Source organism: Pontixanthobacter sp. CEM42 (genome assembly GCF_017812015.1).
GTDB lineage: Bacteria > Pseudomonadota > Alphaproteobacteria > Sphingomonadales > Sphingomonadaceae > Pontixanthobacter.
Map to the genome: position 1 here is coordinate 1,382,043 of NZ_JADQTN010000001.1, position 14,372 is coordinate 1,396,414.

General features: G+C 57.4%; 12 protein-coding genes and 1 riboswitch. Of the genes, 7 read left to right on the forward strand and 5 right to left on the reverse strand.

The features are described 5' to 3' along the window. The first annotated feature begins 67 nt into the window (after positions 1-67). On the forward strand, positions 68-2,272 hold the full coding sequence (locus J9777_RS06600; protein WP_209347945.1) for a M3 family metallopeptidase: 2,205 nt from the start codon (positions 68-70) through the stop codon (positions 2,270-2,272). 52 nt (positions 2,273-2,324) lie between these two features. Here J9777_RS06600 and J9777_RS06605 read toward each other — a convergent pair whose 3' ends face one another. The 5 genes from J9777_RS06605 to J9777_RS06625 all read right to left on the reverse strand — a co-directional run bounded on the left by J9777_RS06605 (position 2,325) and on the right by J9777_RS06625 (position 7,632). Continuing rightward, entirely contained in the window at positions 2,325-3,137 is an 813-nt protein-coding gene (locus tag J9777_RS06605; RefSeq protein ID WP_209347946.1) for a hypothetical protein, read from the reverse strand. A gap of 76 nt (positions 3,138-3,213) precedes the next feature. After that, positions 3,214-3,942, reverse strand: coding sequence for an ABC transporter ATP-binding protein (locus tag J9777_RS06610; RefSeq protein WP_209347947.1), 729 nt, complete (start codon positions 3,940-3,942; stop codon positions 3,214-3,216). Continuing rightward, positions 3,939-4,904 (reverse strand): iron ABC transporter permease, encoded by a 966-nt coding sequence (locus tag J9777_RS06615; RefSeq protein WP_209347948.1) that lies wholly within the window; start codon positions 4,902-4,904, stop codon positions 3,939-3,941. The genes J9777_RS06610 and J9777_RS06615 overlap by 4 nt, the downstream gene beginning before the upstream one ends. Then, complete coding sequence (locus J9777_RS06620) at positions 4,901-5,710, reverse strand: ABC transporter substrate-binding protein (protein WP_209347949.1); 810 nt, start codon at positions 5,708-5,710, stop codon at positions 4,901-4,903. Before J9777_RS06620 ends, J9777_RS06615 begins: the two co-directional genes overlap by 4 nt. Further along, complete coding sequence (locus tag J9777_RS06625; RefSeq protein WP_209347950.1) at positions 5,710-7,632, reverse strand: TonB-dependent receptor; 1,923 nt, start codon at positions 7,630-7,632, stop codon at positions 5,710-5,712. Before J9777_RS06625 ends, J9777_RS06620 begins: the two co-directional genes overlap by 1 nt. 91 nt (positions 7,633-7,723) lie before the next feature. Next, positions 7,724-7,948: riboswitch (cobalamin riboswitch) on the reverse strand. 220 nt (positions 7,949-8,168) lie between these two features. Here J9777_RS06625 and J9777_RS06630 point away from each other — a divergent pair. From J9777_RS06630 to sucD, 6 genes are all read left to right on the forward strand, one after another. Beyond that, entirely contained in the window at positions 8,169-9,347 is a 1,179-nt protein-coding gene (locus J9777_RS06630; protein WP_245228526.1) for a cell wall hydrolase, read from the forward strand. A gap of 125 nt (positions 9,348-9,472) precedes the next feature. Beyond that, positions 9,473-9,775, forward strand: a complete 303-nt coding sequence (locus tag J9777_RS06635) for a hypothetical protein (protein ID WP_209347951.1) — start codon at positions 9,473-9,475, stop codon at positions 9,773-9,775. A 154-nt stretch (positions 9,776-9,929) separates the two neighbouring features. Then, entirely contained in the window at positions 9,930-11,894 is a 1,965-nt protein-coding gene (locus J9777_RS06640; RefSeq protein ID WP_209347952.1) for an EAL domain-containing protein, read from the forward strand. A 276-nt stretch (positions 11,895-12,170) separates the two neighbouring features. After that, positions 12,171-13,133 carry a malate dehydrogenase gene (gene mdh, locus J9777_RS06645; RefSeq protein ID WP_209347953.1) on the forward strand — a complete coding sequence of 321 codons (963 nt, stop codon included), beginning with the start codon at positions 12,171-12,173 and terminating at the stop codon, positions 13,131-13,133. A gap of 3 nt (positions 13,134-13,136) precedes the next feature. Beyond that, positions 13,137-13,403: a hypothetical protein gene (locus J9777_RS06650; RefSeq protein WP_209347954.1), complete on the forward strand. Its 267-nt coding sequence runs from the start codon at positions 13,137-13,139 to the stop codon at positions 13,401-13,403. Beyond that, complete coding sequence (gene sucD, locus J9777_RS06655) at positions 13,403-14,293, forward strand: succinate--CoA ligase subunit alpha (protein WP_209347955.1); 891 nt, start codon at positions 13,403-13,405, stop codon at positions 14,291-14,293. Before J9777_RS06650 ends, sucD begins: the two co-directional genes overlap by 1 nt. The last annotated feature ends 79 nt before the right edge of the window (positions 14,294-14,372 follow it).

The window sequence follows — 14,372 nt, forward strand, 5'->3', positions numbered from 1 at the left end:
ACGCCGCGCGGCGGGGATTTCCCTCGCGCAGCGCGCATGAACATAGATTCACCGGAGACTGATCCACATGAAATTGAAATTCCTCACCGCCAGCGCGCTGGCGCTCTCGCTCGCTGTTACAGCCTGTAATATGCCCGCCGCAGACGAACCGCCGCGCGTCCTCGCTGAAGAAACAACTGCGCTGTTTGCTGACATTCCAGCAGGTACCGGTTACTTTGCAACCAACAGTGAACTGCCATTCCAGACACCTGATTTCAGCAAAATCAATGATGAGGATTACGAACCGGCTTTCATGGAGTCGATGGAAATCCACAAAGCCGAAATCGAGGCAATCAAGAACAACCCAGCTGAGGCGAACTTCGACAATACGATCGTTGCGCTCGAAATCTCCGGCGAAATGCTCGGCCGCGTTGCCCGCGTGTTCTTCGCTCTGACCGGGTCGAATACCAATGACACGCTTGATGCGGTCAACGCGAAAGTATCACCGCTGCTTACTGCACATAGCGATGCGATCACGCTCGACCCTGATCTGTTTGCGCGCGTGAAAGCGGTTTACGATGCCCGCGACGAACTCGACCTCAACACCGAAGACACCACGCTGCTCGAGCGGACTTATGACGACATGGTTCATGCCGGCGCGCTGCTGACCGAAGAGCAGAAGGAAGAGGTCAAAAAGATCAACACCCGCCTCTCCGAAACGACAACCAAATTCGGTGTTACAGTACGTGAGGCGACTGTCGATAATGCGCTAGTCGTAGACACACGCGAGGAACTGGCCGGCCTGTCGGACAGCGACATCGAGAACGCGGCGAAAGCTGCATCCGAGCGCGGCCTTGCGGGCAAGTTCGTAATTCCGCTGCAAAACACCACGCAGCAGCCGCTTCTGCCGGAACTGGAAAACCGCGATGTGCGTGAAAAGCTGTTCAAGCTCAGCGTGAACCGTGCGGATCAAGGCGACAGCAATGACACCCGCCTCCTTCTGGCCGAAATCGCCAGCCTGCGCGCGCAGAAAGCTGCTCTGTTCGGTGAACCTGATTGGGCGAGTTACACCATGTACGACCGCATGGCGAAAACCCCCAAGACCGCTCTAGACTTTATGGAGCAGATGGTCGGCCCGCTCGCTGAAACACAGCGCCGTGAAGCCGGTCTGTTGAACGAGCAGATCAAGAAAGACGGCGGCGACTTCACCGTGCAGCCATGGGATTGGTACCGCTATGCCAACCAGGTTCGCAAAGAGAAATATGACCTCGATGAAAGTCTGGTCACGCCATATTTCCAGATCGATAGCGTGCTGGAGAATGGCGTATTCTACGCAGCAACCGAACTATACGGCATCACGTTCGAAAAGCGCGATGATCTGCCCGTCTATCACGAAGACGTGACCACCTATACCGTGTTTGACGCTGACGGATCAGAGCTGGGTCTGTTCTACTTCGATCCATACCAGCGCCCATCGAAGCGTGGCGGTGCTTGGATGAGTAACTTTGTCCAGCAGAGCCATATGTATGGCACCAAGCCGGTGATCTACAATGTACTCAACATTCCGAAAGCCGCCGAAGGCGAGCCACAATTGGTCAGCTTCGACAATGTGAACACGCTGTTCCACGAATTCGGCCACGCACTGCATGGCCTGTTCGCCGATCAGAACTATCGTTCGATTGCTGGTACTGCGACAGCGCGCGACTTTGTCGAGTATCCGAGCCAAGTGAACGAGATGTGGGCGACCTATCCGTCGGTCCTGCAAAACTACGCCAAGCACCACGAAACGGGTGAAACGATCCCGACCGAGCTGATCGAGAAAATCGAAGCAGCGGCGAAGTTCAACCAAGGCTATGACTTTGGTGAAGTCGTCGAGGCAGCATTGCTCGATATGAAGTGGCACGCATTGTCACCCGAAGAAGCAGCCGCGATCAACACGCCGGAAGCAGTGGACGAGTTCGAGCGCAAATCGCTTGAAGAACTGGGCCTCGAAATCGGTCTGGTTCCACCGCGCTATCGCAGCACGTACTTCAACCACATCTTCTCCAGCCCGGCAGGCTATAGCTCAGGCTACTACTCCTACCTCTGGACAGAGATGCTGGACCGCGACAGCCGTAAATGGTTCATGGATAATGGCGGCCTGACCCGCGAAAATGGTGACCATCAACGTCGTACAGTGCTCAGCCGAGGCGGCACGATGGACTATTTCGAAATGTTCGAGAATTTCGCCGGGCGTGAACCTGACGTGACGCCGATGCTCGAAGCGCGCGGCCTGACAGGCGACAGCGAGTAAGCCTGACGCCTTCGGGTTCTATCCGAAGTGGAAAATTGCAGCCGGTTACCTTTTAGGTAGCCGGCTGTTTTTCTATTGGACGGCCGCACCCGAGCAGCTCGACGAATTTCTCGGCATTGATGGCAACATCATCCGGGCCGATCTGGTCGAATGGATCCTCCAGATGCTGCTGGATATTGTCGAGACCGGTTAGAATAACCGCGAACAGAACCGGCATGATGTAGGTCAGCACCGGTGCTTCATATTCGATCGCTTGATGCGCGAAATAGGGACCATAGATCACCGGCAGCAACACAATGAAGAAGTCACTGAACGCCCGCAATGTGCGCGGGGTGCGGTATTGGTAGATGTGCTTCACGCTTTCAAACGCGACGATCATTTTCGAGATGTACTGGTTGCAGCGCGAACATTCTCCCGAGGCCAAGCCCTCTGCCCGCATGCGCTTCACAAATTCCGAAAGTTCGGAGAACGCAGCATACACTGCGCGCTCGTTGGCGGGCATGTCCTCACGCGCACCTTTGAACATATCGCGGCAACTATGGAGTAGATCAGCCAGAATACGCTCCAGGTGCTGGATCCGGTCATCATCATGCTCAGGCAGCCAATCGCGTGCGGCAAAGTAGATTGCTCGGCCATGCGCCTTGATCGATCCGTAGTCATCCAGCGCACTCTCGCGGCGTTTGTAGGCATGACCAATCGAGAACACGATTGGGAAAATTACCGCAGTTGAAATGATCGTAAGCGGATAGTCCGCAATCAGATTGAGCTTGAGTGAAAGCCACGTCGCAAACACTGCCAGCACAGCCACAGCGAGCGAGTTCCAGCTGACGATCAGCCCGATACGTGTGAAACGATCAAAAATCATAATGCCCCCGAATGTAGATTCAGCGGCAAATAGCCCGAAGGCTTTGAGACATGGTTAATTTTTGATTTCGCGAAAGTTAGCGGACCACCAGAGCCTTTGCACCGTCGTCATCTAGCCATTGGATGTCCACACCCCAGACATCAGCGATGTGACGTTCAGCAAGCGCCTCTGCTGGCATTCCATCAGCGATCAGGCGACCCTGATCAAGAACAAGCACGCGATCCGCATGGTTCATTGCGAGTGATAGGTCATGCAGCACGATAACCACGCCGGTGCCGCTCTGCGCCTCGCGCTTCATATGTCCGATCAGTGCCAATTGATGGGCAATGTCCAATGCTGCGAGTGGTTCATCGGCAAGTATCCAATCGGGTTCGCCAGCCAAGACCCGGGCCAGAAACGCACGGGCCTTCTCTCCACCTGACAGCTGCGACATTGGCCGATTGGCGAGAGCCGTCAGATCAAGCGCCTCTAACGCCGCATCGATGGGTCCATCGGCTATATCTCCATGCGGCATTCGACCCAGGGCGACGACATTGCGCACTGCGACATCCCACGCGGCCTCGCCATTTTGCGGCAGGTAGCCAATCCGCTGCGCGCGCGCCTTTGCAGCGAGGTTCAAAAGTGTATCACCACCGAGCTGCACATTCCCGCTGTCCGGCACCAGCAATCCGGCAAGGATGGACAGCAGCGTGGACTTACCCGCTCCATTGGGACCGCAAATAGCAGTGATCTGGCCAGACCGGAGAGCAGTCGAAACGCCGCTTAGTCGGCCTTCAAGCGATATCGCATGTGCAGAGAGTGTCACGATAGCCCCCCCGAATAACCTCGGCGCATTTTCAGCAGCAACCACAGGAAGAATGGCGCACCGATCAGGCTCAGCGCGATACCCAGCCGCAGCTCAGTTACAGTTGGGAGTATGCGCACCACACTATCCGCGATCAGGACCAACAACGCCCCGGCCAATGCGCTTGGAATGATCAGCGACGATGGTCGGCGATCGGTCAGTGGACGCACCAGATGCGGCACGATCAGACCAACAAATCCAATAATTCCGGCGACGGCTACGCCGCTGCCAACGGTAAGGCCTACACCCGCAATCAACCACGCTTGCAAAACGCCGCTGCGCATACCGAGGGAACGCGCAGCGGCATCACCCAGGATCAAAGCATCAAGATCTTTGCGCGCCATCCAGAAGCACACGATCCCAATTAGGGTCATTGGTGTTGCAAGATATACCTCTCGCCATGAGCGGTCCGTCAACGCGCCCATCAGCCATGTGACAATCTCGCTCATCGCAAAGGCGTTTGGCGCGAAACTGATCGCAAGGCTCATTAAGGCTCCGGCGAGACTGGCGATCATCATCCCGGCCAGCGTGAACAGCGCAATGCCGCCGGTTCGGCCTGCGATAAGCGCTAGCAAAGCCATCGCGCCCGCTGCGCCAATCAGCGCAAATATCGGCAGCAACCACGCGCTCGCAGCATACCCAAACCAAAAGCTGGTCACTGCTCCGAGGGCTGCGCCGGGGGCAATCCCGAACAGTCCCGGATCGGCGAGCGGATTGCGCAAATAGCCCTGCATAGCGGCACCTGCGGCGCCAAGACCAGCTCCGACTATCATAGCCAAAAGAGCGCGTGGCAGGCGCAACTCAGCAAGGATCACCATGGCGTTGGGAGTATCGGCAAAGTCGAGCCAGACGCGGCCCGCGAACAGCGAGAGCGCGAACGCCACAACGAGCCCTGCCAGCAATATCCATATCGCGCGGCTCACGACACTTCGCTCCTTATAGCCGCCAGCCGCTCGATCGCGGGAATGATCGTCGGGCCAGCACAATAAAGCAGTGAGGTATCAAAGGTCGCTCGATGTGTATCACTCTGATCGAGTGCAGGATGCTGCTGCGAACGTTCCTGACCGGCCAGTAACAGAACCTCCGGCGGATCAACCAGCATCTGCTCAAGCGACAAGTAGTCCGCCTGCCCCAACCCGCTTGCGGCACTGTGACTGACAAAGCCGGCATGACGCATAAGATGACTCACAAGCGCACCCTCACCCGGAACAATGCCGGATGGTTGCCACAAAACCGCGCTTACGGTTTTTTCGTCTTTCGCTTCGGTTTGAGCAAGCGCTTCGGCAATCTGCGCAATCAGCGCTTCGCCGGCCGCGGGATTGCCCGCAAGCACCGCTAACTTGCGAATTTGATCGTCGCTATCTTCGACTGTCGATGCAATACTGAAGGTTTTGACCCGAATGCCGAGATCGGCAAAGGCGTGCCGCGTGGCCGGCGGAAGGAAACTGCCCGCCACTACCACATCAGGATCAAGCGCGAGCACTTCCTCCACTGTCCCGCCGGTGACCGCAAATTGGCGCGCCTGTTCCACATCCATCGACGACGATTTCGGATTGTGGCTGTAGTGCGAAATTGCCAGCAATTGCTGAGGCGACGCTACCTCAGCCAAGACCGCATCGGTGCACGGGTTGAGGCTGACAATGGTGGGCCGGTCCCCCTCCCCGCGAACGATATCCGGCTGCCCGCAGGCCGCCAGCAACACCGCTGCGAGAAGGGGGAAATAGCGCATCAAAACTTCGCCCGCGCTCCCACGAAAGCACCACGGCCCGGTGTTCCAAATCCAGCAGCTGTCTGGTAATCCTCGTCGAATACATTCTCGACACGGCCGAACAATTCGACTGTCTCGCCAAACGGTACCGAGGCTCGCAACGTCACGACGTGATAGCCATCCAGCCGTGTGAAGTTGCCCGCATCATCGAAGCTGTCACCCACCATGCGGATGTCGCCGCCCACTTTGAGACCCGCCAGCGGCGTCTCCCAATCGGCAGTGAAAGTCAGCGCGTGTTTGGGGCGCCGCGCAAGGACGTTGCCCTCATTCGCAGCACCGGCCGTACGGTTTTCGGTATCGACATAAGCATAGACCGCAGCAATCCCGAATGTGTCCGACGGGTTCGCGCCCAGCTCGACTTCAAAGCCTTGCGCGCGAACCTTCCCGACATTGTCGTAAGTACCGAACGGGCGATTGGTGCAGATACCACCAACCACGCCGAAGCAGGATACGAACTCGATCTGGTTTTCGCTATCGCGCTGGAATGCAGTGGCGCCTGCGTAGAACGGATCGTTCCGGTTATGCCATGCGATGCCGAGATCGAAGCTGGTGCTCTGCTCGGGTTCGAGCAGCTCATTGCCGAAATCTGAGAAGAGCTGGAACAGGCTGGGCGCTTTAAAACCTTCGCCCACGCTGGCCCGCAGACGAATATCTTCCGCCACTTCATAGCTGATATCAGCACCAAAGCTGGTTGCGCCGCCGAAATCCTTATGGTCATCATGCCGTGCCCCAAGATGCGCCGACACTCGCCCAAGTTCGATACCGAGCTGCGCATAGGCACCCGCGATCCGGGTTTCCTGCCGCGCCGTGAAATTGGTCTCCAAGCTGGTCCACTCATTCTCACCGCCGAAATTGACGATTAGCGGGCCGATAGGGCGCCATTCGCCGCGCAGTTCGATCCGATCCGAATGGCCGTCGCTGGTAAAGCCTGGCGCGGTACCAAAGGCCGGATTGAAATTCTGACGTTCAGTGTCGGCGAAGGAGTAAGCTGCCGTCAAATAGAGCGGGCCGCTGTCAAACGATGCGCCAGCCGCTGCCGAATATTGCTGTGTTTTCTGGAACTCATCAGTGTCTGCGAGCGCGAAGGCTGGCGCGGGGAAGCCGTCGATATCGAGATCACCCTCCGCGTATCGACCGCGTGCAAACAGGGTAATCCGGTCACTGACATAGACGCTAGTCCGGCCCGCAATGTCCCATTGCTCGAAGCCATCAGCTTCGGCTCCGCTCGCGGCAGAAGAGAAGCCGTCTGTCGTCAGATAGCTGCCCGACACACCGGCATAGAACGCGTCAGTTTCGATACCGCCAGTAGCGGTGCCAAAAATCGTATCGCGCGCGCCATATTCAGCGCTGGCCTGAAAGCCTGTCTCGTCGCGGGTCGTTGCGACCAATACTCCGCCAATCGCGTCCGATCCCCAAATCGTGCTGTTCGATCCGCGTAGCAGGTCGATTTTGTCCAGATTGCCCGTTTGCAAATTGCCGAAGTCAAAACCGCCGGATGGTGAAGCCGGATCGGCGACGCGAACGCCATCAACAATGACCAGCAATTGCTCTGCTTCAGCGCCACGAACGCGAACGCTGGTCACACCGCCAATGCCACCATTGCGGCTGATCGCAACGCCCGGTGCACGTTCGAGAACCCGCGTAAGGTCAGCGCCCTGCACGTCCTCGATTTCATCGCGACTGATGATTGTAATGGCTTGGCCAGTATCCTCGACTTCAGAGCGCCCGCCAGTAGCAGTGACTGTAATTTGCGTTTCGGGCGTCGTCGGTATCGCGCAACACAAGTCGAGTTCACCGAACTCATCTTCGGCAGCAACGTCCTGCGCCACCACAGGCACCGACCAAACTACACCACAACTCAACAATAACAAATATTTACGCATAATAACTCCATTCATAAGCAACATCGCTCATAATGGAGGAGACACACGTATTCGTGCCTTCCCATCTGCCCTCGGTACACCCCGCCCGCCAGCTCGAACGACCATCATGGGCAGGTCTCCTGGCTCCCGGATCATCGCGCCGCTTCCGCCTTCCCGGCTCGCCCCCAAAACTAATTGGATTAGACGCACCAGTGGCATTTGGAGGCGGCCCTCCCCGGTCACAGTTGCGGGGGCAGCGGATGGTTTGGGAAAATCCCGCACATCCTTCCCTCTTAGGTCCGTTTTGATGCAGACAACCTATGACGTCACCGGCCCTTTACGCCCGCTAGGTCGGCACTTCAAGGCCAGAGATGCATCGGTAAATGGCCAGCTAGGCGGCAGGTAAGCAATTCTTCAGCATGCGGCTTAACCGCATATTGCGATCTGTGCTGCATTGGGACGGTGCTCGATGGCGCGTGGATGCACCCCCTCCTGCCTGATACGCGCTGGAGCGCGCCGTCGGCCCCCTGCCAATGGACCTGCAAAGAAGGACTCAATTGACCGCAACGCCCGCCCTTACCGCCGAACAACGGACAGCAGCGTTTCATGCTCGGATGAGCAAGAAGCGCCCGTCTCTGTGCGCGCGGACGGCGGCTGTTGCAGCGGGCCTGATCGGCGGTAAGCATCGCGGACGCCGGATCATTGCGCTTGCCGCTGCTATCACCGTTCCGGCCATGGCGACTGAAGGCGATTGGAAGTCTTTCGGTCAGCAAGAACCGGAAATGGCGCTGATCCAGACGGTCGAAGCAATGCCATTTGAGCGGCCAGGGCACAGCTTCCCCGGATCCGCTTTCTACTATCTCGAAGACGCGCCACGTGCGGACTATGCAGCTGCTGCGACCGACATGGCGTTGTTCGATATTTCCGGCACCGGCGATACCGACGCGGCAGAACTCGTCGCGGCCAATAATGCCGGCCCTGCCGCACGGGCCTTCCGTGCACTGGGGGGCGGGCTGGATAAAGCCCGTGCGCTGCAGTGCATGACGAAGGCGATCTATTACGAAGCAGCCAGCGAAGCGACTGCAGGCCAGCGTGCCGTGGCGCAGGTTGTCCTAAACCGCGTTTCACACCCAAGCTATCCAAACAGCGTCTGCGGTGTCGTATTCCAGGGGTCCGAACGTAAGACTGGCTGCCAGTTCAGCTTCACCTGCGACGGGTCGCTCAATCGCAAGGCGAGCAGCGCTGCTTGGGCACGTGCACAAGGCGTCGCGCAGAAGGCGCTTTCCGGCAGCGTCTACAGCCCGGTTGGCCTCGCCACGCATTACCACACAATCTGGATCAGTCCCTATTGGGCGCCCAGCCTCGACCACATCGGCACAATCGGCGCCCACCGTTTCTACAAATGGAAAGGATCCGCCGGTAAACCTGCCGCGTTCCGCGCTGCCTATTCAGGCCGCGAACCAGCAGCAACGCCCAAGCCGCGCACCGCTTCTGCAGCCGGGCCGGCAACCGACGCCGCTGATCCTATCGCGCTTGCGAAAGCTTACGAAGATGCGCGGCTGAAAGCCGTCGCGGACTCCAAATCGGTTGCCCCACGCGCACCCGCTCCCACATACTCGGCGCAAATCGAAGAACGCGGCGGGGATGAGATTTTCCAAGCGGACAATCTGCCCGACAGCGGCGGCGTTAAAGAAGAATATCGCAATAGCGGACGCTGGATAAACGAACCCAAATAGCTCCGATTTGCCACGCTTTCTGAGCAGGTTAACGCCTTCGAAACCGTGATTTGGAACCACGCCTTAGGGTGATGGCGGTAGATAGCTCTCAACACAGCGATCTCCCCCTAAAGGATCACCTTTCGATGACCGTTCATTTTGCAGCTGCCCGTGATGCAGTAAACTCTCCGGTTGCTCGCGTACTCTCGCGGCGCGCATTGCCGCAAGCGGCCAACGATAGTGGTGCGGAAAACGACAACAACCATTTGTTGCACGCAGCGTTACGCCATTTTGCAAAGTATGGACTTGGGGCAGCCAGCGAAGCCCGCAAACAGGCCGAAGAGGCTTTCTTTGCCGGTGACCGCGAGAGTTACGATTGGTGGCTCAGCGTATGCCGGACCTTGGATCGACGCATGGCTGAGGAAGTTGCGCGCACCAGCGCGAAGTAAACCTTCATCATGAGCCAAGAAGGGCGCGGCGTCATGACGTCACGCTCGATTTGCTACATCTGGCCCTACCGAAACTCCTATAGCCCACGCCACGCGAGGTCTCGGTAAGCGTGCGTTAACTAAACAGTGACGTCTCCTGTCTATGGCGGTGTCCATGGCATTTGGCGTCTCCAAGCTGAAGATTGGTAAGATCTTCGCACGCTACCGGCGGACCGACGCACTTTCAGAGCGCGTCCGGCGCACTTTGGTGCGTACCTTGTACACCCAGCCGACCAGCCTTGCCATCGGCGCTATCAACGGCATCGTCTCAAGCGCCATCGCTGCATATGTCAGCGGAGAGCCAACCCTTCTCTATGCTTGCGTCGTCCTCAGCGTTATCGCCGTTGCGCGCGTTATTGCCGCGCTGGGACTGTCGCCTGACGACGAAGGCAATACTACACGGCAACTCGAAGTCATTTATGAGATAGGCGCGTTTAGCTATGCGTTTCTGATCGGGACAATCGCCGCGACGACGCTGGTGCTTGATGTCGGTGCGCCGGTCGAAGTGCTGATGATCGCCAATGCAACGTGTTATGGTGTGGGCATCTGCGCACGCAATGCCGGTCGTCCCGCTATCGCGCTCGGACAATTGACGCTGACCGTCGCCCCCATATTCGTTGCATCGCTTTATATCGCCACCTTGCCATTCATCTTCCTAGCCGTGAACATTGCCCTACTTGTCCCGGCGATGGCGTCGATCACATTCAATGTTTTCAAAGTTCTGCGCGACTCCATTGGTTCGGCAGAGACCAGCGGTCGTCTGGCGGAAAAGATGCGGAATCTGGCGCGAACCGACGTCGTAACTGGTCTCGCCAACCGCGCGGGTCTCAATCACGACATGGTCGAAAAGCTGATGGACATCGATGATGACCAGATGCTCGCGTTGTTCTGGATGGATCTGGATCGCTTCAAAGAAGTGAACGACCTGCTTGGCCATCCTGTTGGTGACCGCGTGCTAACCGAAGTCGCTAAGCGTCTCAGCGAGGTTTCTCCCAATCACGCAACGGTTTCACGCTTCGGCGGCGATGAATTCATCATCTTCTGCGAGGTTAAGGATCGCCAAGAGAGCGAACGTTTGGCAAGCGAAATTCACGCAGAAGTCATGCGCCCGTTCCGGATCGACGGAGAGCGGCTAGAGATCGGTGCCTCTATTGGTATCGCTCTGCTTCCTGACGATGGATTGGACGCGGACTCGCTCATGCAAAATGCCGATCTGGCATTGTATCATGCGAAAGTGAACGGCCGGAAACAGAGCTGCTTCTACAATGAAACGATGAGCCGCGATCTCGCGCGCCGCCGCGAGATTGAGGCAGAGCTTCGCTCAGCCATCCAAAAGAACGAATTATCGATCTTCTTCCAGCCGATTGTCGATCTGGATACTGGCCGCATCCGCACTTTCGAAGCGTTGGTGCGCTGGTTCCATCCCCAGAAAGGCGAGCTACGTCCTGACGAGTTTATTCCGGTGGCCGAGGAAACCGGCGTTATCGTAACACTCGGCAATTGGATCACCGCACAGGCTGCGAAAGCTGCGGCACAATGGCCCGACGATATAACGATCGCGGTCAACCTCTCACCGCTACAAATTAAAGCGCCCGGCGCAGCCTTGGGCGTGAAGAATGCGCTGCGCGAAGCGGGTCTTGATCCGTCACGTCTGGAGCTCGAAGTCACCGAAAGTCTGTTCTTGGACGACAATCACGCGACCGAGAACTTTATCGAAGAGCTATCAGAAATTGGTGTGCGCTTTGCACTCGATGATTTCGGCACGGGCTACTCATCGCTCGGTTACATCCAGAAATATCCGTTTAAGAAGATTAAGGTGGACCGCAGCTTTGTTTCCGGCCCTGATGTCGGCAAGAAGACAGACGCGATTATCCACGCTGTGGCGGAGCTCGGCTCCAAGCTGGAAATGGACATCGTCGCTGAAGGCCTTGAGACGGTCGAACAAGTCCGCATCGTTCGTGAGGCTGGCTGTACGCTTGGCCAGGGCTATTATTTCAGCCGTGCAGTGCCAGATTATCTGGCACTGATGCTGCTCGCCCAGGAAGACGAAGCAAACGCCGCGAAGCGCGCGCTGGGCTAGCTTGCCGGCACGAGAGCAGGAACAATTGCTCTCCCCACCCATTGGACAATTATATGCGCCAATTCCGCGCATCAATAACCTGTGTCAATCGACCCTAATTGCAATTGCGAACTATTTGCAAAGATAGTTTGTGAAACCAGGTGTTTGCGGTTGCATTCGCCCATCCCGAAGCTTAATTCGTCTTCCATACGCTAGGCGCACTTCTTTGCGGGACGTGAAGCGCGCCAATTGGCAGGCTTTAACTGGTCCCGTGTGCATAGAAGGACTGCTCTCAGTATGGCCCGTAATAAGATCGCGCTCATCGGCGCCGGAATGATTGGCGGCACACTCGCCCACCTCGCAGCGATGAAAGAAATGGGCGACGTTGTCCTGTTCGATATCGCCGAAGGTATGCCCGCTGGTAAGGCTCTAGACCTGTCACAAGCAGCTCCGGTCGATGGCTTCGATGCGAACCTTAAAGGCACCAATGATTACGCGGACATTGCAGGCGCAGATGTTATCATCGTGACGGCCGGTGTTCCGCGCAAGCCGGGCATGAGCCGCGATGATCTTCTCGGAATCAATCTCAAAGTGATGGGCGCTGTTGGCGCAGGCATCAAAGAGCACGCGCCGGACGCATTCGTGATCTGCATTACCAACCCGCTCGACGCGATGGTTTGGGCGCTGCGCGAATATTCGGGTCTGCCGCATAACAAAGTCGTCGGCATGGCCGGCGTTCTGGACAGCGCACGCTTCCGTCACTTCCTCGCAGACGAATTCGATGTGTCGGTTGAAGACGTCACCGCTTTCGTTCTGGGCGGCCACGGCGATACCATGGTTCCCGTGCTCAACTACTCGACCGTTGCAGGTATTCCTGTGCCAGACCTCATCAAGATGGGCTGGTCCACGCAAGAAAAGATGGACGCCATCGTCCAACGCACCCGCTCCGGCGGCGGCGAAATTGTCGGTCTGCTTGGCAATGGCTCGGCCTATTACGCACCAGCAACCAGCGCGATCATGATGGCCGAGAGCTATCTCAAAGATAAAAAGCGCGTTCTACCCGCCGCAGCAAACCTGACCGGCCAATACGGCCTCGACGACATCTATGTCGGCGTTCCCGTAGTGATCGGCGCGAACGGCGTTGAGCGGATTGTCGAAATCGAACTCGGCGAAGAAGCTAAGGCCAATTTCAACGTGTCGGTCGATGCGGTGAAGGAACTGCTGGCGGCGTGTAAGGGTATTGATGGCGGCTTGGCCTAAGGCATGGAATTGGTCCTGATCTCTTTGTTGATAATCGCCATCGGTGCAGGACCGGTCCTTTTCGCTTCGCTTCGCGGCTCTTCTCGCAGCGCCAACATTACCGGAGGAATCACGTTTCTCCTTCTTTTTTCCATCGCGGTATTTGGTCCCCAAGAACCGCACCCATTCATTCCTAACGTGGCAATGCTCGGGCTGTTTTTCCTTCTGTTAGGATGGATGATTGCTTACGTGATTGCGCTTTGGAAAAGCCCCATTCGGGAGAGTAAATAATGTCCATCCTCGTAAACAAGAACACCAAAGTCATCACGCAAGGGATGACCGGCGACACCGGAACTTTCCACACGCAGCAGGCGCTCGATTACGGGACGCAGATGGTTGCGGGTGTGACCCCCGGCAAAGGCGGCACGACGCATATCGGCCTGCCCAACTTCAACACTGTACGCGACGCGGTGGCCGAAACCGGTGCGACCGCATCATGCATCTACGTTCCGCCGCCATTCGCAGCGGATGCGATTTGCGAAGCCATCGACGCGGAGGTCGAGCTGATCATCGCGATTACCGAAGGTATTCCGGTACTCGACATGGTCAAAGTGAAGGCGGCGCTCGAAGGTTCTAAATCGCGCCTCATCGGTCCCAACTGCCCCGGCGTTCTGACCCCCGGCGAGTGCAAAATCGGCATTATGCCCGGTTCGATCTTTCAAAAGGGTTCGGTCGGCGTTGTTTCCCGCTCGGGAACACTCACTTACGAAGCTGTCCACCAAACCACTATGGTTGGCCTTGGCCAGACCACAGCGGTTGGCATTGGCGGCGACCCTGTCAACGGCACCAACTTTATCGACGTACTCGACCTGTTCCTCGACGATGAGGAAACAAAGTCGATGATTATGATCGGCGAAATCGGCGGCAGCGCGGAAGAAGAAGCCGCAGAATTTCTCAAGCAAGAAGCAGCTAAGGGCCGCAGCAAGCCAACCGTCGGCTTTATCGCTGGCCGTACGGCTCCTCCGGGACGCCGCATGGGCCACGCCGGTGCGATTGTTTCGGGCGGCAAAGGCGGCGCGGATGACAAGATTGCGGCGATGGAAGATGCGGGCATCCGCGTTTCTCCAAGCCCAAGCGAACTCGGCACCACGCTCGACGCTTTGCTGAAAGAACTCGTCTGATTTGATGCGGGCGCATTTCCTCCCCGGGAGCGCCCCATCACCTCAACTCCAATGCCGATCGTTCGGCGTCAAAGGTGAC

Bases quoted from the DNA above. Each gene is read 5' to 3' on its own strand.
- J9777_RS06600 (WP_209347945.1), top strand. From the start codon at position 68: ATGAAATTGAAATTCCTCACCGCCAGCGCGCTGGCGCTCTCGCTCGCT.
- J9777_RS06605 (WP_209347946.1), bottom strand. From the start codon at position 3,137: ATGATTTTTGATCGTTTCACACGTATCGGGCTGATCGTCAGCTGGAAC.
- J9777_RS06620 (WP_209347949.1), bottom strand. From the start codon at position 5,710: ATGCGCTATTTCCCCCTTCTCGCAGCGGTGTTGCTGGCGGCCTGCGGG.
- J9777_RS06625 (WP_209347950.1), bottom strand. From the start codon at position 7,632: ATGCGTAAATATTTGTTATTGTTGAGTTGTGGTGTAGTTTGGTCGGTG.
- J9777_RS06635 (WP_209347951.1), top strand. From the start codon at position 9,473: ATGACCGTTCATTTTGCAGCTGCCCGTGATGCAGTAAACTCTCCGGTT.
- J9777_RS06640 (WP_209347952.1), top strand. From the start codon at position 9,930: ATGGCATTTGGCGTCTCCAAGCTGAAGATTGGTAAGATCTTCGCACGC.
- mdh (WP_209347953.1), top strand. From the start codon at position 12,171: ATGGCCCGTAATAAGATCGCGCTCATCGGCGCCGGAATGATTGGCGGC.
- J9777_RS06650 (WP_209347954.1), top strand. From the start codon at position 13,137: ATGGAATTGGTCCTGATCTCTTTGTTGATAATCGCCATCGGTGCAGGA.
- sucD (WP_209347955.1), top strand. From the start codon at position 13,403: ATGTCCATCCTCGTAAACAAGAACACCAAAGTCATCACGCAAGGGATG.